We start from the raw sequence: 20,625 nt of genomic DNA, 5'->3' as shown, positions 1-20,625 counted from the left end.
CGATGGACGAGGTGAAGCCATGACCCGGGCCGGAGAGACGGTGGGCAAGGCCGTCGGCACCGGCTGGCGCGCGGTGCGCCAAGGTGCGGTGCGCGCTTCAGCCGCCGGGGCCGAGGCGGCCCACGTCGCCGAGCAGAAGCTCGCCGCCAAGGGCGTCGCGCCCCAGCAGGTCGCCGAGGCCCTGGCCGAGACGGCGCAGGTGGCGAGGCAAGAGGTCATCGAGACGACCCGACGTACCCGCAAGCGCCTGGCCAAGACGGCCAAGCAGGCGCGCAAGGACCTGGGCAAGGCCGCTAAGCAAGCCCGCAAGGACGCGGCGAAGTCGTCCGCGGTGAAGCGGGCCACGAAGGCGACCGGGCCGGTGCGGGCTCAGGTCAAGCAGTTGAAGAAGGACTTGAAGCCGCAGGTCAAGCAGTACCGCAAGGAACTGGAGAGCCAGATCCGCGCCGCCAAGACGGCCGCGCGGCAAGCAGCCAAGGACCCGGCGAACAAGCGTCGCCGCTGGCCGTGGCTGCTGGCGATCCTGGGCATCGGCGCAGGCGCCGCCGTGGTCCTGCGCGGCAAGTCGACCCCACCGGTCGAGCCGCAGCCAGCCCGCCCCGAGCCGCCGGTCACCAGCCAGAAGGCGGACGAGGCGACCCCGGAGCACAACGGCCAGGCGAAGCCCAGCCACATCAGCTCCGACAAGTAGTTCTCACTGAGGCGGCCGACCACCCTGGTCGGCCGCCTTTCTCATGCCCTCCCCGATCGGCTGACATTCCCGCGCTGCACACCGCCGACCTGCGGATTCGCTCTATCCACAACCCCCTCGGCCATCCACAGATTTCCGCCACCCCCTCTGCGGGGCCCACACCGGATAGACTGGCACCGGGGACGCCCCCCGTGGTGTGGTGGGGGCTGGGGTACGCGGGGAGGGCCTCCGCAACGGAAGCTGGTTGGGGTGCCTGCCCTGCCGGTCCTCGGCCGCGGAGTTTGGTGCAGCGTGACGGCGCCGATCGCACCGAGGGCGCTGCCGTGATCAGGTCCGGGCCGCCTTTTCGCGCGGGATCGAACTCGGGCTGATCAGACCCCGCTCGAACCGAGCCTGGCCTCTAGAGCAGCGCGCCCCTCGAACTCGCTGATGTTCGCCTCGCCCCGGGCCGCAATCTCCAACACCTCGGACGAAACGCCTCCTCCACCTGCGGGGCTCGGTCTCGGCGAGCTGCCCGCTCATCACCCTCGCCAGAACGACCACCATCGACGCCTCAACCAGGTGAAGCTCAGCCCTCCGCTGCCGTTTCCCCAGGTCGCGTGTTATCCACAACCCACCCGGCCGTCCACAGATTTCCGCCAGCCCCCTCCGCAGGGTTGACACCCGGTAGACTGGCATCGGGGACGCCCCCCGGAGAGGGTGGAGGCTGGGCGCCACTCGTCGCGGGCGCGCGCGGGGAGGGCGGCGGGGGTTAGAGGCCGAGGTTGGTGATGACGGCTTCGGTGATGCGGCGGGCTTTGATGGTTTGTTCTTGGTTGGTGCTCACGACGACGGCCGTGCCTGATTTGGCGACGGCGTAGATGGCGCCCTTGGGGGTGGAGAGGGAGCCGCCGGTCCAGCCTGCGGGGGTTGAGGCGGGGTTGGAGGTGGCGACCGGGGCCGCTTCGTCGACCAGGAGCTTGGCGGTGGCGGGGTCGCCGGTGTAGATGCGGGCGGTGAGCTGGACGCTGCCGTCGGGGCGGTAGAAAAAGCACGCCGGGTGGGGCTTGTCGGCGGAGGTGCGCACCTTGGTCACGTGCTGGCCGTTCGCGTCGGCCACGACCGAGCTCTCCAGGTAGGGGCAGGGTCCGTCGGCGACCGGCTCCGGGGCGGGCGGGACGCCGGGTTTGGTGGCTGGCGCGGGCGCCGCGGATGACGGCGGGGTGGTGGTCGCGGGCGGCTGGACCTGCGGCTCAGTGGTGGCGCACGCCGCGAGGGCGAGCAGGGGCGCGGCGACGATCAGGGCTCTTCTCATAGCGGGGGCAAGTCAACCAGATCGCGCTAAGTGTGGTCCCGGCCACTCATTGAACCGGATGACCGTCAGGGGCATTACAGACAGTGTGGCCTCGGCCACGGATGGATGACCACCCTGTTGTTCCGAATGAAAGAGAGCCAGGCATGGACCTGTTCGACAGAACAAGGGACCACGTACTAGCCCTGTTCCGGATCGTCATCGGCTTCATCTTCGCCCTGCACGGTGCGGCCACCCTGTTCGACGTGCTCACCGGACCGCGCGGCGGCAAGGTCCCCGAGTTCGCCGCGTGGCCGAGCTGGTGGGCCGCGGCGATCCAGCTGGTCGGTGGCACCCTCGTCGTGCTGGGTCTCGGCACCCGGTACGCGGCGCTGCTGTGCTCCGGTTCGATGGCCTACGCGTACTTCACCGTGCACCAGGGGAACGCGCTGTTCCCGATCGAGAACGGTGGCGAGATCCCCGCCCTGTTCGCGTGGTCGTTCCTGCTGATCGCCGTCTTCGGGCCCGGCAAGTGGGCCATCGACGAGCTGTTCAGCCGTTCGCGCCGCAGCGACTCGCAGCACAGCGAAGCCGCCGCGGCCTGAGAGTCGTCAACCTGGGCCGGACACCAGGGTTGCCGACTGGCGGGGCGGGGACAGCTGGTCCCCGCCCCGCCGCCGCGGCTACGCCAGGGCGGCGTCGAGGGTGATCTCGGTACCGGTGAGGGCGGCCGAGACCGGGCAGATCCGCTTGGCCGTGTCCGCGATCTCCGCGAACTTCTCCGCGTCGAGGCCCGGCACGCTCGCCCGCGCGGTCAACGCGATGCCCAAGATCGCGAACCCGTCACCGCGCTTGCCGAAGCTGACGACCGCGTTGGTCTCGATCCGCTCCGGCGGTGTTCCGTTGGCCCCCAGCAGCCCCGAGAGCTGCATCGAGTAGCAGGACGAGTGCGCGGCCGCGATCAACTCCTCCGGGCTGGTCTGCCCGTTGGCCTCCTGCGCCCGCGACGGGAACGACACCGTGAAGCTCGCCGCGTTCGACGTGTCCAGCGTGACCTCGCCCGTCCCCCGGGCAATGTCCCCGCTCCACACCGTCGTCGCCTTACGATCAGTCATACACCCGCTCCTAGGTAAGAGGCAGTACGCCTAAGTCGTACTCCTCAACTCCTCCGCACGCAGGGCCACGGGTGTCCGGACGCGAAAACGCCCAGGCAGCGGGGATGCACGCTGACCTGGGCGTTCGGTGAACCACGAGATCGTGGAGACGAGGGGAATCGAACCCCTAACCCCCGCCTTGCAAAGGCGGTGCTCTGCCAATTGAGCTACGTCCCCTGGCGGCACGGCGGCTCGCCGTGCCAGAAGGCGTCAGGCCTTCTTCGCACCGTTGTTCGCGGGGGCGGTGGCCTCACGCCACAGCGCAGCTTCGGCCTTGGCCGAGCTCTTGCGCTTGATGACCAGGAGGACACCACCAGCGACCGCGGCGAGCGCGAGGAGCTTCTTCACGACGTATGCCTCCTTAAGGCACCAGAACCCAACTTCCGCCAGCCCTCTCTCCCCAGGACCGACCCAACCAGTCTGCCACACCCCCGTCCCCCACCAAGACCCACACCCCGCCCCGAAAACCCCTCCCCCACCACCCCCACATGTGGTTCCCCGCCAGATCCCGGCCGCACCCCCGCGCCAGCCCCGACCCCCAGCGACCCATCCAGGCCGCTCCCGCAGTTCCGTCCGCTACGCCTGCCCCGCGGACCCCGCCGCTCCGCACCTCCAGCGCGAGCCCCCCAGGTGTTCCCGCAGTTCCGTCCGCTACGCAAGCTCCGCGAACTCCACCGCTCCACACCTTCCCCACCCCCGCACCGTGGGGGTCTGGGGGGTCGCCCCCCAGATACGACAACGGACGACCCGGTCTGCTCTCTTCGCAGACACAAGTCGCCCGAGTCCGTCCGTGGGCCTAGGAGGACTTGAACCTCCGACCTCTTCATTATCAGTGAAGCGCTCTAACCGCCTGAGCTATAGGCCCCTGTGGGAACGCCAGAAGGTTACAACACGTGGCTTCTGGGCCCCAAATCGGTATCCCCCTACTCACGCTCGGCGAGGGTGACCTCAAGTCCACCCGCCAAGTCGGCCGACACGTTGTAGACGAACGCACCCACCGTCGCGAGGGCGCTGAACAGGACGATGTTGATCGCGCCGATGATCGCGGCGATGCCGAAGACGCGGCCCGCGCTGATCAGCGGGCCGGTGTTGCCGCCGCTGCTGTTGAGCAGGTCGTTGGAGATGCCGTTGACCTTGTCCCAGACGCCCATGCCGTCGAGGGCGGCGTAGAGGGCGCCGACGGCGACCAGCCAGACGAAGAACAGGGAGACGCCGAGGACGAGGCTCAGCTTGAGCACCGACCAGGGGTCGAAGCGCTTGATCTGCAGGTTGGCGCGGCGCGGGCCGCGGCCAGGGCGGCGCAGGGCGCTCGGCGGCGGGGTGCTGCCGGGGGTGGCCCTGGCACCGCTGTCGAGGTTGACCGAGGTGCGCGGCGGCGGGTCGGTGAACAGGCGGGGGGCGGCCGCGCCGGTGACGACCGGGCGCGGGACGGAGATCGTGGCCTCGTCCGGGGGCTGGAAGGCCGGGGCGTGGCCGTTGCCGGGGTGCGGCACCGCCTGGGTGACGTCGGGGTCGGCCTCCGGGGCGGGGAACGCCGGTGCCTCGGGCTCCTCTTCCTGGGCGAGCCGGGCCCAGGGCGGCGGCGTGGTCTCGTTCTCCTCGACCGCGCCACCGTCCTGGGTTTCCGGTGTCTCCGTTGGCGAGTCCTTGCTCGTCGTGGCGATGACCGAAGTCCGTTCCGGTTCTTCGTGTCCGGTGGTGTCCGGCTTCTCGGGCTGTGTCACGAGCGGCTTCCCCTAGGTCTCGCGCGTTCTTGTCTTCTACTCGGCTTGCTCAGCGGTGTCGGTCGAGTCCGCCTCCGGCGCCACGGTCTCCTCCGCGGTACCGACGACATCCCCCTCGGTGGCGCCACCGTCCTCGACAACACCATCGTCGACAGCACCGTCGTCAACCGCACCCTCGACGACCACACCGTCCTCGGTGATCGCGTCGACGTCCTCGGCGGCCACCTCGGCGCTACGGGCGATGGCGACCAGGGTGGTCCCTTCGCCCAGGTTCATCAACCGGACGCCCTTGGTCTGCCGACCCGCCTTGCGCACCTCCTTCGCGGTGGTGCGGATGACGCCGCCGGAGGAGGTGATCGCGTAGAGCTGGTCCTCCAGCTCCACGATGACCGCTCCCACCAGCCTGCCACGCCGGGAGTCGTGCTGGATGGTGAGCACGCCCTTCCCGCCGCGCCCCTGAACCGAGTAGTCCTCGATCGGGGTGCGCTTGGCGTACCCACCGTCGGTCGCGACCAAGACGAATGTGCCCTCCTTCACCACCCCGATGGTCAGCAGTTCGTCGCCGGAGTTGAACCGCATGCCCTGCACACCGGAGGTGGCCCGGCCCATCGGCCGCAGCGCGTCGTCGCTGGCGTGGAAGCGGATGGACTGCCCGCCCGCGGACACCAGCAGCAGGTCGTCGTCGGCGGAGCAGAGCACCGCGCCGACCAGTTCGTCGTCCTCACGCAGGTTGATACCGATCAGACCGCCCGCGCGGTTGCTGTCGAAGTCGGCCAGCTTGGACTTCTTCACCAGGCCGTCGCGGGTGGCGAGCACCAGGTACGGCGCGGCGGTGTAGTCCTTGATCTGGATGACCTGCGCGATCTCCTCGTCCGGCTGGAACGCGAGCAGGTTCGCCACGTGCTGGCCGCGGGCGGCGCGGTTGGCCTCCGGCAGTTCGTAGGCCTTGGCGCGGTAGACCCGGCCCTTGTTGGTGAAGAACAGGATCCAGTCGTGCGTCGAGCACACGAAGAAGTGCGCCACGATGTCGTCCTGCTTGAGCGCCGCGCCCTGCACACCCTTGCCGCCGCGCTTCTGCGCCCGGTACAGGTCGGTCTTGGTGCGCTTGGCGTAGCCGGTGCGGGTGATCGTGACGACCACGTCCTCGACCGCGATCAGGTCCTCGACCGACACCTCGCCGTCGAACGGGATGATCCGGGTGCGCCGGTCGTCGCCGTGCTTGTCGACGATCTCCATCAGCTCGTCGCGGATGATGTGCCGCTGCTGCTCGTCGCTGGCCAGGATCGCCTCGAGCTCGGCGATGTAGCGCTCGATCTCACCGAGCTCGTCGATGATCCGCTGGCGCTCCAGGGCGGCGAGCCTGCGCAGCTGCAGCTCGAGGATCGCGGTCGCCTGGATCTCGTCGACGTCGAGCAGCGTGATCAGCCCGGTCTTGGCCTCGTCGGCCGAGGGCGAGCGGCGGATCAGGGCGATGACCTCGTCGAGCATGTCCAGGGCCTTGGCGTAACCGCGCAGGATGTGCGCGCGCTCCTGGGCCTTGCGCAGCCGGTAACGGGTGCGCCGGACGATGACCTCGACCTGGTGCTTCACGTAGTGCCGGATGATCTGGTCCAGGCGCAGCGTCCTGGGCACCTGGTCGACCAGGGCGAGCATGTTGACGCCGAAGTTGTGCTGCAGCTGGGTGTGCTTGTAGAGGTTGTTCAGCACGACCTTCGCCACGGCGTCGCGCTTGAGCCCGACGACGATCCGCATGCCCGAGCGCGAGTTCGACTCGTCGGCGATCTCGGAGATCCCGGTGAGCTTCCCGTCGCGCACCAGCTGCGCCATGTTCTCGATCAGGTTGTCCGGGTTGACCTGGTACGGCAGTTCGGTGACCACGAGGATGGTGCGCCCCTTGGCGTCCTCCTCGACCTCCACCACCGAGCGCATCCGGATCGACCCGCGGCCGGTGCGGTAGGCGTCCTCGATCCCTTGCGTACCAAGGATCAGCGCCTTGGTCGGGAAGTCCGGCCCCTTGATCCGCAGCAACAGCGCGGCAAGCAGCTCGTCGTCGTTCGCGTCGGGGTTCTCCAGCGCCCACACGACACCGTCGGCCACCTCGCGCAGGTTGTGCGGGGGGATATTGGTAGCCATACCGACGGCGATACCGCTGCCGCCGTTGACAAGCAGGTTCGGAATCCGCGACGGCAGGATCGTCGGCTCTTCGGTCTTACCGTCGTAGTTCGGCGCGAAATCAACGGTGTCCTCACCGATGTCGCGCAGCATCTCCATCGCCAGCGGCGTAAGGCGCGACTCGGTGTAGCGCATCGCGGCAGCCGGATCGTTGCCCGGGCTGCCGAAGTTTCCTTGTCCGTCAACGAGGGGGTACCGCATGGACCACGGCTGGGCCAGGCGCACCAGGGTGTCGTAGATCGAGGAGTCGCCGTGGGGGTGGTAGTTGCCCATGACGTCGCCGACGACTCGGGAGCACTTGACGTAGCTGCGGTCGGGGCGCAGACCGGTGTCGAACATCGAGTAGAGCACGCGCCGGTGGACCGGCTTGAGGCCATCGCGCACGTCCGGGAGGGCGCGGCTGACGATGACGCTCATCGCGTAGGCGATGTAGGAGTTCTGCATCTCCTGCTGGATGTCGACCGGCTCGATGCGGTCGCCAGGCGGCGGCAGGGTTTCGGTCACGACCGGACGTTCCTTTCAAGCGGGGGGTGTGCGACGCGGGGGCTGGGCCCCGGCTACACGTCCAGGAAGCGGACGTCCTTGGCGTTGCGGGTGATGAACGAGCGGCGGGCCTCGACGTCCTCGCCCATGAGCACGCTGAACAGCTCGTCGGCCTGGGCGGCGTCGTCGAGGGTGACCCGCAGCAGCACCCGGTTGGCCGGGTCCATGGTGGTCTCCCACAGTTCCTCGGCGTTCATCTCGCCGAGACCCTTGTAGCGCTGGATGCCGTCATCCTTGTTGATCTTCTTGCCGGAGCTGAACCCGGCCTCGAGCATGCCGTCGCGCTCGCGGTCGGAGTAGGCGTACTCGGGTTCGGTGCGCTGCCACTTGATCTTGTACAGCGGGGGCTGGGCCAGGTACACGTGGCCGTGCTCGATCAGGCCGCGCATGAACCGGAACACCAGCGTCAGCAGCAGGGTCCGGATGTGCTGGCCGTCGACGTCGGCGTCGGCCATCAGCACGATCTTGTGGTACCGCAGCTTGGCGACGTCGAAGTCCTCTTGGATGCCGGTGCCCAGCGCGGTGATGAGGCTCTGCACCTCGGTGTTCTTCAGCACCCGGTCGATCCGGGCCTTCTCCACGTTGATGATCTTGCCCCGGATCGGCAGGATCGCCTGGAACAGCGAGTCGCGCCCCTCCTTGGCCGAGCCACCCGCCGAGTCGCCCTCGACGATGTAGAGCTCGCACTCCTCCGGGTTGGTCGAGCGGCAGTCCTTCAACTTGCCGGGCAGCCCGCCGATGTCGAGCGCGCCCTTGCGCCGCACCAGTTCGCGCGCCTTGCGGGCGGCCATCCGCGCCTGCGCCGAGGACACCGACTTGGTGACGATCACCTTCGCGTCCGCCGGGTTGCGCTCGAACCAGTCGGCCAACCACTCGTTGCAGGTCTGCTGCACGAACGTCTTGGCCTCGGTGTTGCCCAGCTTCTGCTTGGTCTGGCCCTCGAACTGCGGCTCGGCCAGCTTCACCGACACGATCGCGGCGAGGCCCTCGCGCACGTCGTCGCCGGAGAGGTTCGCGTCCTTCTCCTTGAGCAGCTTCTTCTCCCGCGCGTACACGTTGACCACCCGGGTCAGCGCGGCGCGGAAGCCCTCCTCGTGGGTGCCGCCCTCGGGGGTGTTGATCGTGTTGGCGAAGGTGTACACCGACTCGCTGTAGCCGGTGTTCCACTGCATCGCGACCTCGACCTCGATGCCGGTGCCCTTGGCCTCGAACGCGATGACCTTCTTGTGGATCGCCTCGCGGCTGTGGTTGATGTGCTTGACGAAGTCCTCGAGCCCACCCGGGTAGTGGTAGGTGCGCTCCTTGACCCGCGCGGCCTGGCCGTCGACGTCGGCCTCGGTCTCGGCGTCGGACACCCGCTCGTCGCGCAGCACGATGGTGAGGCCCTTGTTGAGGAAGGCCATCTCCTGCAACCGGCGCGCGACCGTCTCGGCGTTGTACGTGGTGGTCTCGAAGATCGCCGGGTCCGCCCAGAAGGTGATCGACGTGCCCAGCTCGCGGGTCTCGGCGCCGCGCTCGACCGGGCCGAGCGGCTTGGAGTCGCCGTAGGTCTGGCTCCAGACGTAGCCCTCGCGCTTGATGACCGCCGTCAGCTTGGTGGACAGCGCGTTGACCACGGAGATGCCGACGCCGTGCAGACCGCCGGAGACCGCGTAGCTGTCGCTGTCGAACTTGCCGCCCGCGTGCAGCACGGTCATCACGACCTCGAGCGCGGACCGCTTCTCCTCGGGGTGCTCCTCGACCGGGATGCCGCGGCCGTCGTCGTCGACGCGCACCCCGCCGTCGGCGAGCAGGGTGACCTCGACCTTGGTCGCGTGGCCCGCCATCGCCTCGTCGACCGAGTTGTCCACGACCTCCCAGATCAGGTGGTGCAGACCGCGTTCGCCGGTGGAGCCGATGTACATGCCCGGACGCAGCCGGACCGCTTCGAGGCCCTTGAGCACCCCGATGGAACCGGCGCCGTACGAGTTCTCCTGCTTGTCAGCTGCCACGTGCCCGGTGTCTCCTCGTGCGTCGGAACGACTGCGGGGCGGCGCGCGGGTCGGAGCAGGCGACCCGGCTCGGTCGCGCTCTCGGGACCGCCCGCGCGCACCCTCCCAACATAGTACTGGTGCGGTCGCGCAGAACCGGGTCAAGGACACCCCTGGTTCCGTCACAGAGACCGGTTTGACAACTGGCACGGGTCCGGACGCCGGTGCGGCTGTCTCGACCCGCGAGGTTCAGCCGTAGGTGTCTCGTGGTCCACGGCCGGGGACGTGCCGGGGTCCGTACCGCCAACTGGGTGCGGAGGGGCCCTGCACTTTCAGCCGGGTGACCACGTCGCGACCGACCGAGGCGGCGATGCCCGCGAGCAGTTGGCGCTGCAGCAACCGCAGCTGGGTGGCCCACGCGGTGGAGTCGGCCTGCACGGTCAGCTCACCGTCTTTGAGCGCGACGGGCTTGGCGTGCTCGGCGACCTCCGCCCCGACCAGTGTGGCCCACCGGTCGAAAACCTGCCCGTTCGCCAGGTTGCCCTGCCACCCGCGTTCCATCGCGATCCGCGAGGCGAGCCTGCCCAGCGGTTGCGGGTCCCGCTCGTCCGCGCCCGAACCGGACCACCTGCGGCGCTTGCGCGATCCGGCCCCCGCTGTTCCACGTGGAACAAAGCGGCGCTTCGGCTTGCTCTGCGCGGCCTGCCGGGCGGCGGCCAGGGCGGCTCTGGCAAGATCTGAGCCCCGCGGCGGCGGCTGACCGCCTGCGACCTCACCCTGCGTCACCCCTGTGGATGGATCTTGGGGTTGTCCACCCCCTGGTGTGGATGAACTTTGGCGTTTCCCTGCTCCGGATACCCCAGATGGCCGCACAGTGACGGTGTTATCCACACTATCCACAGGTTTATCCCCAGATGTGGGGGCAGCAACGCCACGCTTGGTAACCGGCTGTCGCCGTTGTGCGCGCGGCGGCGTGGGCGGCTCGAACGCACCACCGAACAGGTCGTCAGACACGCCGCACCTCCCCGTCGGCCACCGCGTACCGGGCACCGACCAACTCGCCGGGCACATCTTCCTCCACCGCGGCCGTCACCAAGACCTGCTCGGCCCCGACCGCCACATCGGCGAGTCGCTGCCGCCTGCGCCGGTCCAGCTCGGCGAACACGTCGTCGAGCACGAGCACCGGCTCGCTGCCCTCGTCCTTGAGCAACTCGTAGGACGCTAGCCGCAACGCGAGCGCGAACGACCAAGACTCACCGTGGCTGGCGTACCCCTTCGCGGGGGCCTCGCCGAGCACCAGGTCCAGCTCATCGCGCTGCGGACCGACGAGGCTAACCCCCCGCTCAAGCTCCGCGTCCCTGCGCAGTGCCATCCGCGCGAGCAGCGCGTCGGTCACCACCTCGATGTCGGCACGCTCTCCGCCCGGCTTGCCGTAGCCCGTGGGCAGCGTGTCCTCGATCTGCGAGCGGTACGCGACCTGCGCCGGCCGGGACTCGGGTGCGACCCCCGCGTAGGCCGCGGCCACCCGGGGCGCGAGGTCCGCGACCAGGTCGAGCCGGGCGGCCAGCAACTGCGCGCCGTGCGCGGCGAGGTGGTTGTCCCACACGTCGAGGGTCGACACCGCGTCCGGGTCGGACCGCCGCGCGCGCCGGTTGGTCGCCGCACTCTTCAACAGGGCGTTGCGCTGCCGCAGCACCTTGTCGTAGTCGGCGCGGACACCGGCGTACCTCGGTGCGCGCAGTACTAATAGGTCGTCGAGGAACCCGCGCCGCTCACCCGGGTCGCCGCGCACGAGGGCCAGGTCCTCCGGCGCGAACAACACAGTGCGCAGGATCCCGAGCACGTCGCGCGTGCGGGGCACCGGGCCGCGGTTGATCCGCGCCCGGTTCGCCTTGCCCGGGGTGATCTCCAGCTCGACCGTCAGCTCCCGGCCGTCGTTGATCACCGCGGTGCGCACGATCGCCCGCGAGCACCCGTGCCGGACCAGCGGCTGGTCGGCCGCCACCCGGTGCGAGCCAAGGGTGGCGACGTACCCGATGGCCTCGACCAGGTTGGTCTTGCCCTGCCCGTTGGCGCCGACCAGCACCGACGGGCCCGCGTCGAACTCCAGGTCGGCCTGCTGCCAGGACCGGAAGTCGCTGACCTGTAAGTGCCGGACCCGCACTAGCTCACGTCGCCCGACCCGGACGTGGGTCCTGCCTTGTGCACCGCGTGCCCACCGAACTGGTTGCGCAGCGCCGCCACCGCCTTCATCGCGGGCGAGTCGGCCTGCCGGGAGGCGAACCGCGCGAACAGCGCCGCCGAGATGACCGGGGCGGGCACCGAGTGGTTGATCGCTTCCTCGACCGTCCACCTGCCCTCGCCGGAGTCCTCGACGTACCCGCTGATCCCCGACAGGCCCGGGTCCTCTTCCAGCGCCTTGACCAGCAGGTCGAGCAGCCAGGACCGGACGACCGTGCCGCGGGTCCACGCCTTGAGCACCCCCGGAACATCGGTGACCTCGTCGGCCGCGTCGAGCAGCTCGAAGCCCTCGGCGTACGCCTGCATCAGGCCGTACTCGATGCCGTTGTGCACCATCTTCGCGTAGTGACCGGCGCCGACCTTGCCCGCGTGCGCGAAGCCCTCCTCGCGCGGGCCCTCCGGCCGCAGCGCGTCGAAGATCGGCAGCGCCCGCTGCACGTGCTCCTGGTCGCCGCCGACCATCAGGCCGTAGCCGTTCTCCCGGCCCCAGACCCCGCCGGACACGCCGACGTCGAGGTAGCCGATCCCCTTCTGCGCCAACAGGTCCGCGTTGACCTTGTCATCGGTGTAGCGGGAGTTGCCGCCGTCGATGACCAGATCGCCCTCGTCGAGCACCTCGCCGAGCTCGGCCACCGTCTGCCTGGTCGGTTCCCCCGCGGGCACCATCACCCACACGACCCTGGGCGCGGCGAGCTTGCCGACCAGGTCCGCCAGCGACGAGCTGTCGCTGACCTGCGCGTTGCGGTCGTAACCCACCACGTCGTGATCGGCCGCGCGCAACCGCTCGCGCATGTTGAAGCCCATCTTGCCCAGGCCGACGAGTCCGAGCTGCACGGTTCTTCCTCTCGCTGTGGCTTCTCGCGATCAGCCCGGGAGCCGGACCGGCATGAGCAGGTAGAGGTACCCGGGGATGACGCCATCATCGCCGACCGGCTTGATCAGCGCCGGGCGGTTCGGTGTGGTGAACGAAAGCTCGGCGCGGTCGTTGTGCAGCGCGGCGAGCCCGTCCTGCAGGTAGCCCGGGTTGAACGCGATGGTGACCGGGTCGCCGGTGAACTCGACGGCCAGCTCCTCCTCGGCGCTCCCCTCGTCGTCGCCGCCCGCGGACAACCGCAGCACGCCGTCGGCGAACTCCAGCCGGACCTGGGTGCCGCGCTCGGCGACCAGCGACACGCGCTTGATCGCCTCGACGAGCGGCGGCACGTTGATCACGGCGTTCGACGTCTGCTCGCTCGGCAGCAGCTGGCGGTAGCGCGGGAACTCCGCGTCGAGCAACCGACTGGTCGTGCGCCGACCGGAACCCGACAGGCCCAGCAGCCCGTCGCCGGGCGACAGCGCCAACTCGACCGTGCGCCCGGAGCTGCCCAGCGCCTTGGCCGCCTCGGCGAGGGTCCGCGCGGGCACCAGCACCGCCGCGTCCTCCACGTCGCCGGAGGGCTTCCACTCGAACTCGCGCATCGCCAGGCGGAACCGGTCGGTGGCGACGAGGGTCAGCTTCTCCCCCGTGATCTCCACCCGGACACCGGTGAGCATCGGGAGCGTGTCGTCCTTGCCCGCCGCGACCGCGACCTGGCTGACCGCCTGGCCGAAGACCTCGCCCTGGAGTTCGCCCGCGTGCTGGGGCATGGCCGGGAGGGCGGGGTAGTCGTCGACCGGCATGGTCGGGAGGCTGAACTTCGCGCTACCGCAGGTGATCGCGACCCGGGAGCCGTCGACCGAGATCTCGACCGGCTGGGCGGGCAACGACTTGGTGATGTCGGCGAGGAGCTTGCCCGACACCAGGGTCCGGCCGCCGTCGGCGACCGTGGCCGGGACCTTGACCGTGGCCGACACCTCGTAGTCGAACCCGGACACGGTGAGTCCGTCGGAGTCTTCCGCGGCGCCCGCGTCCAGCAACACCCCGCCGAGGACGGGAACAGGGGGCCGGGACGGGAGGCTGCGCGCGACCCAGGCGACGGCGTCGGCCAGGCCGTCGCGCTCGACGCGGATCTTCATGGGAGTCCTTTCCAGGCCCGACGCCGTGCCGCACTCGTGTCGTGCCAGGCCGTGCCGTCGAGCTGTCCACGCTGTAGGGCCCAACCGTAGAGCGTGTTCCGACGCCCCGTCATCCGGGGCAGCCCGCTCCGGGCCGCTCCGGCACGACGACCGGGGCGAGGTGTCCCCAACTTCGGCCATCCCCTGTTTCTTCTTTTTTGTTCATCTGGAAGAGAAGAAAAACAGCAGTAGTAGTAAGCGTTGTGGATTGTGTGGATGACCGTGGTCCGCGCAGGTCACACGGTGTGGCGCCCTGTGGAGAACCAGGGGGATGGATCGGTGGACAGATCGGGGCACCGGTGGATGGTTTTCCGGCTCACCCGTTTGGTCCACAGATCGGCCGAGTTGTCCACAGAACCATCCCCAGATGTGGGTCGAGTAGCCCCCAGGCGGCCGCGCGGCTGCCCACAGGGTTGTACACAGGGTTGTCCACCGTTTCCGGTGACGCAGACCACCCGGGTTCGCCCGTTCGTGACCTTTCTGGGGGTGTGGAGCGGGCCTCCCCAGCCCCAGAAAACCCGCGAACCGGCCGGATCCGAGGGGGAGCACCGGCTTCGCGACCCACCCGGCCCCCCGGCGATCGGCGCGATCGACCGACTTCGGCGGCGGTGCGGCGGCCGCTCCACGGCGGCAATAAAGAGTGCGACCCGGGCGGCGCGGCCAGAACTTTTCTGCGCCTGGGGACTGGGTGGGGACACCGCCCCGGCGCGGCGGTTCGGCGGAGTTCGGGCGGCCGGAGACCCACGGCCGTGACGAACCTACTGGGCTCGGTGCTCACCGCACGAGTCGAGGCGGTCGCACGCGGTCAGCGCGCGGCGACCGGCGCGGCCGCGGGAGCGGTGTCCCACCCCTCCCGGCGCGCGACCGGGGCGATCTTTATTGCGCCGGTGGGCAGTCCCGCACAGCCGCAATAAAGAGGTGCGGCGACCGGGTTCGGGCATGGGTGTACCCCGGGGGTGACTTCCGGGGGTGGGGCGCCGTCAGGCGCGGGCGCGCTGCTTGATGCGGGAGGTCAGCTCCTGCACCTGGTCGTAGATGCGCCTGCGCTCGGCCATCTCCTTGCGGATCTTCTTGTCCGCGTGCATGACCGTGGTGTGGTCGCGGCCGCCGAAGGTCTGCCCGATCTTGGGCAGCGACAGGTCGGTGAGCTCGCGGCACAGGTACATCGAGATCTGGCGGGCTTGCGCAAGCGCTTTCGTCTTGCCGGGGCCGCACAGGTCGTCGATCGAGACGCCGAAGTACTCCGCGGTCACGGCCATGATCGTCGGGGCGCTGATCTCCGGGGCCTGCGAGTCGGGGATCAGGTCGCGCAGCACGATCTCGGCCAGGCCGACGTCGACCGGCTGGCGGTTGAGCGAGGCGAACGCGGTCACCCGGATCAGCGCGCCCTCGAGCTCGCGGATGTTCGCCTCGACCCGGGCCGCGATGAACTCCAGCACCTCGGCCGGGGCGGCCAACCGGTCCTGGGCCGCCTTCTTGCGCAGGATCGCGATCCGGGTCTCCAGCTCGGGCGGCTGGATGTCGGTGATCAGGCCCCACTCGAACCGGGTGCGCAGCCGGTCCTCCAGCGTCTCCAGCCGCTTGGGCGGCCGGTCGGAGGAGACCACGATCTGCTTGTTCGCGTTGTGCAGGGTGTTGAAGGTGTGGAAGAACTCCTCCTGAGTACCTTCCTTGCCCTCCAGGAACTGGATGTCGTCGACCAGCAGCACGTCGATGTCGCGGTAGCGGCGCTGGAACGCCACCTTCCGGTCGTCGCGCAGCGAGTTGATGAAGTCGTTGGTGAACTCCTCGGTCGACACGTACCGCACCCGCATGCCGGGGAACAGCCGTTGCGCGTAGTGGCCGACCGCGTGCAGCAGGTGGGTCTTGCCCAGACCGGACTCGCCCCAGATGAACAGCGGGTTGTACGCCCGGGCCGGTGCCTCGGCCACCGCGACCGACGCGGCGTGGGCGAACCGGTTCGACGCGCCGATCACGAAGGTGTCGAACGTGTACTTCTCGTTGAGCCTGGTCTTGGAGGTCTGCGGCTGCGCGGGCGCGGTGAACGGCTGCCCGCTGGCGTGCTGCTGACCGGTGAAGGTCGGCCAGATCTCGTGGACGGTGGCGAGCGCGTCGCCCTCCTCGTCCACCTCCTCGCCGTCGTCCTCGTTCTCCGGGTGGTCGGCCTGACCGTCGAGCGCGGCCACGTCGGCGGCCGGGATGGTCAGCGTGTCGCCGTCGACCTCGGCGGTCACCACCGGGGAGGACGCCGCGACCGGCGCGGCGACGACCTGGTTGGACACGCCCTGGCTGGACACCGTCACCGGTGCCGCGGCCGGGACGGCTGGCGCGGCGTCGACCTTGACCGCCAGCGACACGACCCGGCCGAGCCTGCGGGAGAGCGCGTTGGTGATCGGCTCGCGCAGCGCGCGCTCGATCGCCTCCTTGGCGAAGTCGCTCGGCGCGGAGAGCAGGGCGGTCCCGTCCAGCAGGCCGATCGGCCTGGTCATCCGCATCCACGCCCGCTGGGACGGGGAGAGGGTGCCCGCGGACAGCTCGCGCACGACCTGCTCCCAGACCACCCCGAGATTCATCTGGTGCTCGGACATCGGCGCCTGCTCCCCTCCCCTCGTCGGCATTGGCGGTAAGGCTGGTCCCGGTGCGCGTTCGCCGTCAAACGGGCATCCACAGGGTTGTCCACAACTGTGCACGAAGGTACGGCGAACCGAGGGGACACCCGTGTCGGGGGGTTCAAAGGTACTCAGTGCTCCGGTGACGGCGGCGCGGCAGGGCTCCCATCGGCGGGTGCGGTCAACCAGGAGGCGCACGGTAACAACGGCGGCAGGCGGCCACAAGCCGTGCTCGGACGCCTGGTCCGACCGGTCTGCGGACCCCGGTTTGAAGGCGCGGGCACCGGTGCGTACTCTCATAAGGTCTCCCGCTTGCGGCGGGTGAGTTCCGCGTGCCCCGCGCGCGTCGACACTCCAGTCCCCAGCCGCGGACCGGCTGGGGGCGGGCAGACCTGCTAGAGCTGATGAGTACCGGGAGAACGAGCCGTGAGCAAGCGCACCTTCCAGCCGAACAACCGTCGCCGCGCCAAGACGCACGGCTTCCGCCTGCGCATGCGGACCCGCGCGGGCCGCGCGATCATCGCTGCCCGCCGCCGCCGGGGCCGCGACAAGCTGTCGGCCTGACCCCAACCGGTCGCCGTGCTTCCCGCGGCCTGCAGGCTGACCAACAGCGCGGACTTCCGGCTGGTGACCAGGCGCGGGCGGCGCGCCGGTCGGCCGAGGCTCGTGGTGCACGCCATCACGGCCGGGGCAGGAACCGAACCCCACGAAGCCGACCCGTCGGCGGCGCGGACCCCCGCGGCGCCGAGGGTCGGTTTCGTCGTGAGTAAGGCCGTGGGCAACGCGGTCGTCCGGCACCGGGTGGCCCGCAAGCTGCGGCACGTGGTGCGCGCGCGGATCGGAACTCTCCCGCCGGGCAGCACGTTGGTCGTGCGTGCCCTGCCGGTGTCGGCGGAGGCGACGAGCGCTGAGTTGGGCCAGGACTTCGACGCCGCGATCCGCAGGCTGCGCCTGGTCCCCGGTGGCGGGGCTGATGATGGCGGTGGGGCGTGACGGGAGCGACCGCGGTGCCGGGCCGCGCCGACGCCGCGCGCCCGGGGCCGGTGGCCAGGGTGCTGCTCGTCCCGGTGCACCTCTACCGGCGGTGGCTCTCGCCGGTGCTACCGCCCGCCTGCCGCTTCCACCCCAGCTGCAGCGCCTACGCCGTCGAGGCGCTGACCGTGCACGGCGCGCTGCGCGGGTCCTGGCTCGCCGCGCGCCGACTGCTCCGCTGCGGCCCCTGGCACCCCGGTGGCCTCGACCCCGTGCCGCCGAGGAGAACCGAGACCAAGTCCGGGCCAAGCCCGGTCGAGCAGACAGCCACCGAGGAGTAGTTCAGTGCTCGATTTCATCTACTACCCGGTGTCCTTCATCATGTGGTGTTGGCACTGGGTCTTCGGACACGTGTTCGGTGAATCGAGCGCGATCGCCTGGGCGCTGAGCATCGTCTTCCTGGTCTTCACGCTGCGGGCGATCATGTTCAAGCCCACGGTCAAGCAGGTCCGCTCCATGCGCAAGATGCAGGAGTTCGCGCCCGAGATCAAGAAGCTGCAGAAGAAGTACGCCAACGACCGGCAGAAGCAAGCCCAGGAGATGCAGAAGCTGCAGTCCGAGCACGGGGTCAGCCCGCTCGGCGGCTGCCTGCCGATGCTGCTGCAGATCCCGGTGTTCATCGGTCTGTTCCACGTGCTGCGCGAGTTCAAGCCGGGCAAGACCGAGAACTACTTCTTCGACGAGCGCGGCGTCGCCTCCTACATCGACGCGAACCTGTTCGGTGCCCGGCTGAGCAACTGGATCACCCAGCCCGCCACCGAGCTCGCGCACTTCGGGGTCACCCGCACCACCGTGGTCCTGGTCGCCATCCCGCTGATGCTGCTCGCCAGCGCGCTGACCCACCTCACCGCGCGGCACTCGGTCTCCCGGCAGAACCCGGAAGCGGCCACCTCGCAGACCGCGATCATGAACAAGCTGACGCTCTACATCTTCCCGCTCGGTGTGCTGCTCGGCGGGTTCTTCTTCCCCATCGGCCTGATCATGTACTGGCTGTCGAACAACTCGTGGACGCTGTGGCAGCAGCGCTTCGTCTACAAGAAGATCGACGCCGAGGAAGCCGCGAAGAAGGTCGTCGCGCAGGAGAAGCGCGCCGCGGCCGCCCCCAAGCCGGGCCAGAAGCCCACCCAGCAGAAGAAGCGCCCCACCGCCAAGGTTGAGGAGAGCGGCACCGACACCGCGCCGGACACCACCCCGGCCGCCGACTCGAAGCCCGACTCGACGAAGCCCGACTCGACCGCGCCGGGCAGCAAACCCACCCAGCCCGGCGGCGGCAACGGCAAGGGCGGCACCCAGATCCCCGGTCTGATCTCAGACCGATCCCGTAGCAAGAAGTCAGGTCGCAAGAACCGCTGAGGCGTACTTCGACCTGGAGAGGAGTGAACCGTGCCGGAGACGGTGCAGGCGACCGAGAAGGTCACCGACGGGGGTAGCGCGGACGTGCGGGTGGACGAGGGCCCCGCTGCCTCCACCGAGGAACTGCTGGTTCAGGAAGGCGACATCGCGGGCGACTACTTGGAGCGGCTGCTCGACATCCTCGACTACGACGGCGACATCGACCTCGACGTCGAGGCGAGCCGCGCGATCATCAGCATCGACGGCGGCGAGGACCTGGAGAAGCTCGTCGGCCCCCGCGGCAACGTGCTCGAGGCGCTGCAGGAGCTGACCCGGCTCGCTGTCCAGCAGGAGACCGGGACCCGCAGCAGGCTGATGCTCGACATCGCGGGCTGGCGGGCGGACCGCCGGGAAGAGCTGCGCGAGCTCGGCCGCGAAACGGCCCAGAAGGTCCTCTCCAGCGGCGAGCGGATCCGACTGCAGCCGATGACCCCGTTCGAGCGCAAGGTCGTCCACGACGCCGTCGCCACCATCAAGGGCGTCCACAGCGAAAGCGAGGGCGAAGACCCCCGCCGCCGCGTGGTCGTCTTCCCGCAGTAGCTCCTCCCCTGCTTGCCTAACGCGGCCCACCCCTTCCCGGGGTGGGCCGCGTTTCTTTCGCCCATGATCTACCGGCCGGGCCGCAGACCCAGCTCCCCTTGGAGTGGATCGCTCCTGCGGTCGAGGCCCCGTGGTGGCCCGAGGCTTGGCGCCGCATGCCCACTCCGGCCGGTGTCCGCCCTCGGCACCAACTGCCTCCGCTGCCACAGCGATCGGGATTCCACCGGTAGTCCTCGAGGGTCGCTGAGTGGCACAAACAGACTGGAGCCACGGGTTCCGACAATCGGGGCAGGCGCTGTGCGCGGAGCCGCCCGTCTCGACCGTGTGGGCTTGACCGGAGGCTGCGATCGACCCCCGGACTCCTACGCGGTGTGCCGACCGCCGAACCATCGCGCGCACCTCGCCGCCCACGATTCCCGTCGAGGCCGCCGTCCGGCGACGGAGCCGCCGCGTGTTTCACGTGAAACGCGGCGGCCCGCTACCCCTGGGGCGCGGGTCGTCAGGGAGAATCGGCGCGGCATGGTTTCACGTGGAACATCGGGTGGGGTATGACTGGGCTGGTGCGACCGGCGGTCGCGGAAGACGTGTTCGGGGACCGGGTTGGGCTGGCCGAGCGGTTCGTCCAACTCCTCGCTGAGCACGGTGTGGAGCGCGGGTTGATCGGGCCCCGGGAGCTGGACCGGCTCTGGGATCGGCATGTGCTCAACTCGGCCGTGATCGAGGAGTGCGTCCCGCGCGCGGCCGCTGTGGTGGACATCGGGTCGGGGGCCGGGCTGCCCGGGATCCCACTCGCCATCGCCCGGCCCGACCTCCGGGTGACGCTGGTCGAACCGATGGCGCGGCGGGTGGCGTGGCTGGACGAGGTCGTGGAGACTCTTGCTCTGTCCTCGGTGACCGTCCTGCGCGGGCGTGCTGAGGAGCCAGCGGTCAGGTCACGGGTCTCCGGCGCGGATGTGGTCACCGCCCGGGCGGTCGCCCCGTTGGCCAAGCTCTCCGGGTGGTGCCTCCCGCTGCTCCGGCGGGGCGGCCTGGTGGTCGCCCTCAAGGGCGCGAGTGCCGCCGAGGAGATCGACCGGGATCGGGCTGAGGTCGCCGCGTTGGGGGGTGGCGAGCCGAGGGTCGAGCGTTGTGGTGCCGGTGTGCTCGAGGTGCCGACCACCGTGGTGCTCATCGAACGCGTGCAGTCCGCGACCGGGTCGGACCGGTCCCGCCGGACGAGGAAGGATCAGGGTGCACATCGAGGCTGAGATCGG

The 20,625-nt window shown here is 69.8% G+C and carries 19 protein-coding genes and 2 tRNA genes; 8 read left to right on the top strand and 13 right to left on the bottom strand.

The window, feature by feature from the left end:
- Nucleotides 1-19 precede the first annotated feature (19 nt).
- Nucleotides 20-691 (top strand): hypothetical protein, encoded by a 672-nt coding sequence (locus LV75_RS14410; protein WP_253887396.1) that lies wholly within the window; start codon nt 20-22, stop codon nt 689-691.
- A gap of 751 nt (nt 692-1,442) precedes the next feature.
- On the opposite strand, the gene LV75_RS14405 is transcribed toward LV75_RS14410, so the two are convergent.
- Nucleotides 1,443-1,985: a DUF2020 domain-containing protein gene (locus tag LV75_RS14405; RefSeq protein WP_253887395.1), complete on the bottom strand. Its 543-nt coding sequence runs from the start codon at nt 1,983-1,985 to the stop codon at nt 1,443-1,445.
- A gap of 143 nt (nt 1,986-2,128) precedes the next feature.
- Here LV75_RS14405 and LV75_RS14400 point away from each other — a divergent pair, with 143 nt between their 5' ends.
- A complete protein-coding gene (locus tag LV75_RS14400; protein WP_253887394.1) occupies nt 2,129-2,566 on the top strand; it encodes a DoxX family protein in 438 nt (145 codons plus the stop codon).
- 78 nt (nt 2,567-2,644) lie between these two features.
- On the opposite strand, the gene LV75_RS14395 is transcribed toward LV75_RS14400, so the two are convergent.
- The 12 genes from LV75_RS14395 to dnaA form a co-directional block, all read right to left on the bottom strand.
- The gene (locus LV75_RS14395; RefSeq protein WP_253887393.1) at nt 2,645-3,076 is read right to left on the bottom strand and encodes an OsmC family peroxiredoxin; all 432 of its coding nucleotides are present in this window, start codon (nt 3,074-3,076) and stop codon (nt 2,645-2,647) included.
- Nucleotides 3,077-3,219: 143 nt separating this feature from the next.
- Nucleotides 3,220-3,292: transfer RNA gene (locus tag LV75_RS14390), tRNA-Ala, on the bottom strand.
- A gap of 33 nt (nt 3,293-3,325) precedes the next feature.
- Nucleotides 3,326-3,463, bottom strand: coding sequence for a DLW-39 family protein (locus LV75_RS14385; protein ID WP_143073738.1), 138 nt, complete (start codon nt 3,461-3,463; stop codon nt 3,326-3,328).
- A gap of 443 nt (nt 3,464-3,906) precedes the next feature.
- Nucleotides 3,907-3,980, bottom strand: a tRNA-Ile gene (locus LV75_RS14380).
- A 58-nt stretch (nt 3,981-4,038) separates the two neighbouring features.
- On the bottom strand, nt 4,039-4,779 hold the full coding sequence (locus tag LV75_RS35500) for a DUF3566 domain-containing protein (RefSeq protein ID WP_372504183.1): 741 nt from the start codon (nt 4,777-4,779) through the stop codon (nt 4,039-4,041).
- A gap of 96 nt (nt 4,780-4,875) precedes the next feature.
- Complete coding sequence (gene gyrA, locus LV75_RS14370) at nt 4,876-7,515, bottom strand: DNA gyrase subunit A (protein WP_253887391.1); 2,640 nt, start codon at nt 7,513-7,515, stop codon at nt 4,876-4,878.
- Nucleotides 7,516-7,568: 53 nt separating this feature from the next.
- Nucleotides 7,569-9,545 carry a DNA topoisomerase (ATP-hydrolyzing) subunit B gene (gene gyrB, locus LV75_RS14365; protein WP_253887390.1) on the bottom strand — a complete coding sequence of 659 codons (1,977 nt, stop codon included), beginning with the start codon at nt 9,543-9,545 and terminating at the stop codon, nt 7,569-7,571.
- A gap of 228 nt (nt 9,546-9,773) precedes the next feature.
- A complete protein-coding gene (locus LV75_RS14360) occupies nt 9,774-10,310 on the bottom strand; it encodes a DciA family protein (RefSeq protein WP_253887389.1) in 537 nt (178 codons plus the stop codon).
- 220 nt (nt 10,311-10,530) lie between these two features.
- The gene (recF, locus tag LV75_RS14355; RefSeq protein ID WP_253887388.1) at nt 10,531-11,688 is read right to left on the bottom strand and encodes a DNA replication/repair protein RecF; all 1,158 of its coding nucleotides are present in this window, start codon (nt 11,686-11,688) and stop codon (nt 10,531-10,533) included.
- Complete coding sequence (gene gnd, locus LV75_RS14350) at nt 11,688-12,599, bottom strand: phosphogluconate dehydrogenase (NAD(+)-dependent, decarboxylating) (RefSeq protein ID WP_308210951.1); 912 nt, start codon at nt 12,597-12,599, stop codon at nt 11,688-11,690. Before gnd ends, recF begins: the two co-directional genes overlap by 1 nt.
- A gap of 30 nt (nt 12,600-12,629) precedes the next feature.
- Nucleotides 12,630-13,760, bottom strand: a complete 1,131-nt coding sequence (gene dnaN, locus LV75_RS14345; protein ID WP_253887387.1) for a DNA polymerase III subunit beta — start codon at nt 13,758-13,760, stop codon at nt 12,630-12,632.
- Nucleotides 13,761-14,779: 1,019 nt separating this feature from the next.
- Nucleotides 14,780-16,387, bottom strand: a complete 1,608-nt coding sequence (gene dnaA, locus LV75_RS14340; protein WP_253887386.1) for a chromosomal replication initiator protein DnaA — start codon at nt 16,385-16,387, stop codon at nt 14,780-14,782.
- Between the two features lie 447 nt (nt 16,388-16,834).
- On the opposite strand from dnaA, the gene rpmH reads away from it, so the two are divergent.
- The 6 genes from rpmH (at nt 16,835) to rsmG (ending at nt 20,619) form a co-directional block, all read left to right on the top strand.
- The gene (gene rpmH / locus LV75_RS14335; RefSeq protein ID WP_018684246.1) at nt 16,835-16,972 is read left to right on the top strand and encodes a 50S ribosomal protein L34; all 138 of its coding nucleotides are present in this window, start codon (nt 16,835-16,837) and stop codon (nt 16,970-16,972) included.
- Nucleotides 16,973-16,987: 15 nt separating this feature from the next.
- Nucleotides 16,988-17,401, top strand: coding sequence for a ribonuclease P protein component (rnpA, locus tag LV75_RS14330; RefSeq protein WP_253887385.1), 414 nt, complete (start codon nt 16,988-16,990; stop codon nt 17,399-17,401).
- Nucleotides 17,398-17,721: a membrane protein insertion efficiency factor YidD gene (gene yidD / locus LV75_RS14325; RefSeq protein WP_253887384.1), complete on the top strand. Its 324-nt coding sequence runs from the start codon at nt 17,398-17,400 to the stop codon at nt 17,719-17,721. The genes rnpA and yidD overlap by 4 nt, the downstream gene beginning before the upstream one ends.
- 4 nt (nt 17,722-17,725) lie before the next feature.
- On the top strand, nt 17,726-18,793 hold the full coding sequence (gene yidC, locus LV75_RS14320) for a membrane protein insertase YidC (RefSeq protein WP_253887383.1): 1,068 nt from the start codon (nt 17,726-17,728) through the stop codon (nt 18,791-18,793).
- Between the two features lie 84 nt (nt 18,794-18,877).
- Complete coding sequence (locus LV75_RS14315) at nt 18,878-19,372, top strand: Jag family protein (RefSeq protein ID WP_253887716.1); 495 nt, start codon at nt 18,878-18,880, stop codon at nt 19,370-19,372.
- A gap of 548 nt (nt 19,373-19,920) precedes the next feature.
- Complete coding sequence (gene rsmG / locus LV75_RS14310) at nt 19,921-20,619, top strand: 16S rRNA (guanine(527)-N(7))-methyltransferase RsmG (protein WP_253887382.1); 699 nt, start codon at nt 19,921-19,923, stop codon at nt 20,617-20,619.
- Nucleotides 20,620-20,625: the final 6 nt, after the last annotated feature.

It is taken from the genome of Actinokineospora diospyrosa (assembly GCF_024171925.1).
Classification (GTDB): Bacteria; Actinomycetota; Actinomycetes; order Mycobacteriales; family Pseudonocardiaceae; genus Actinokineospora; species Actinokineospora diospyrosa.
This window is presented reverse-complemented; position numbering and strand designations above follow the sequence as displayed.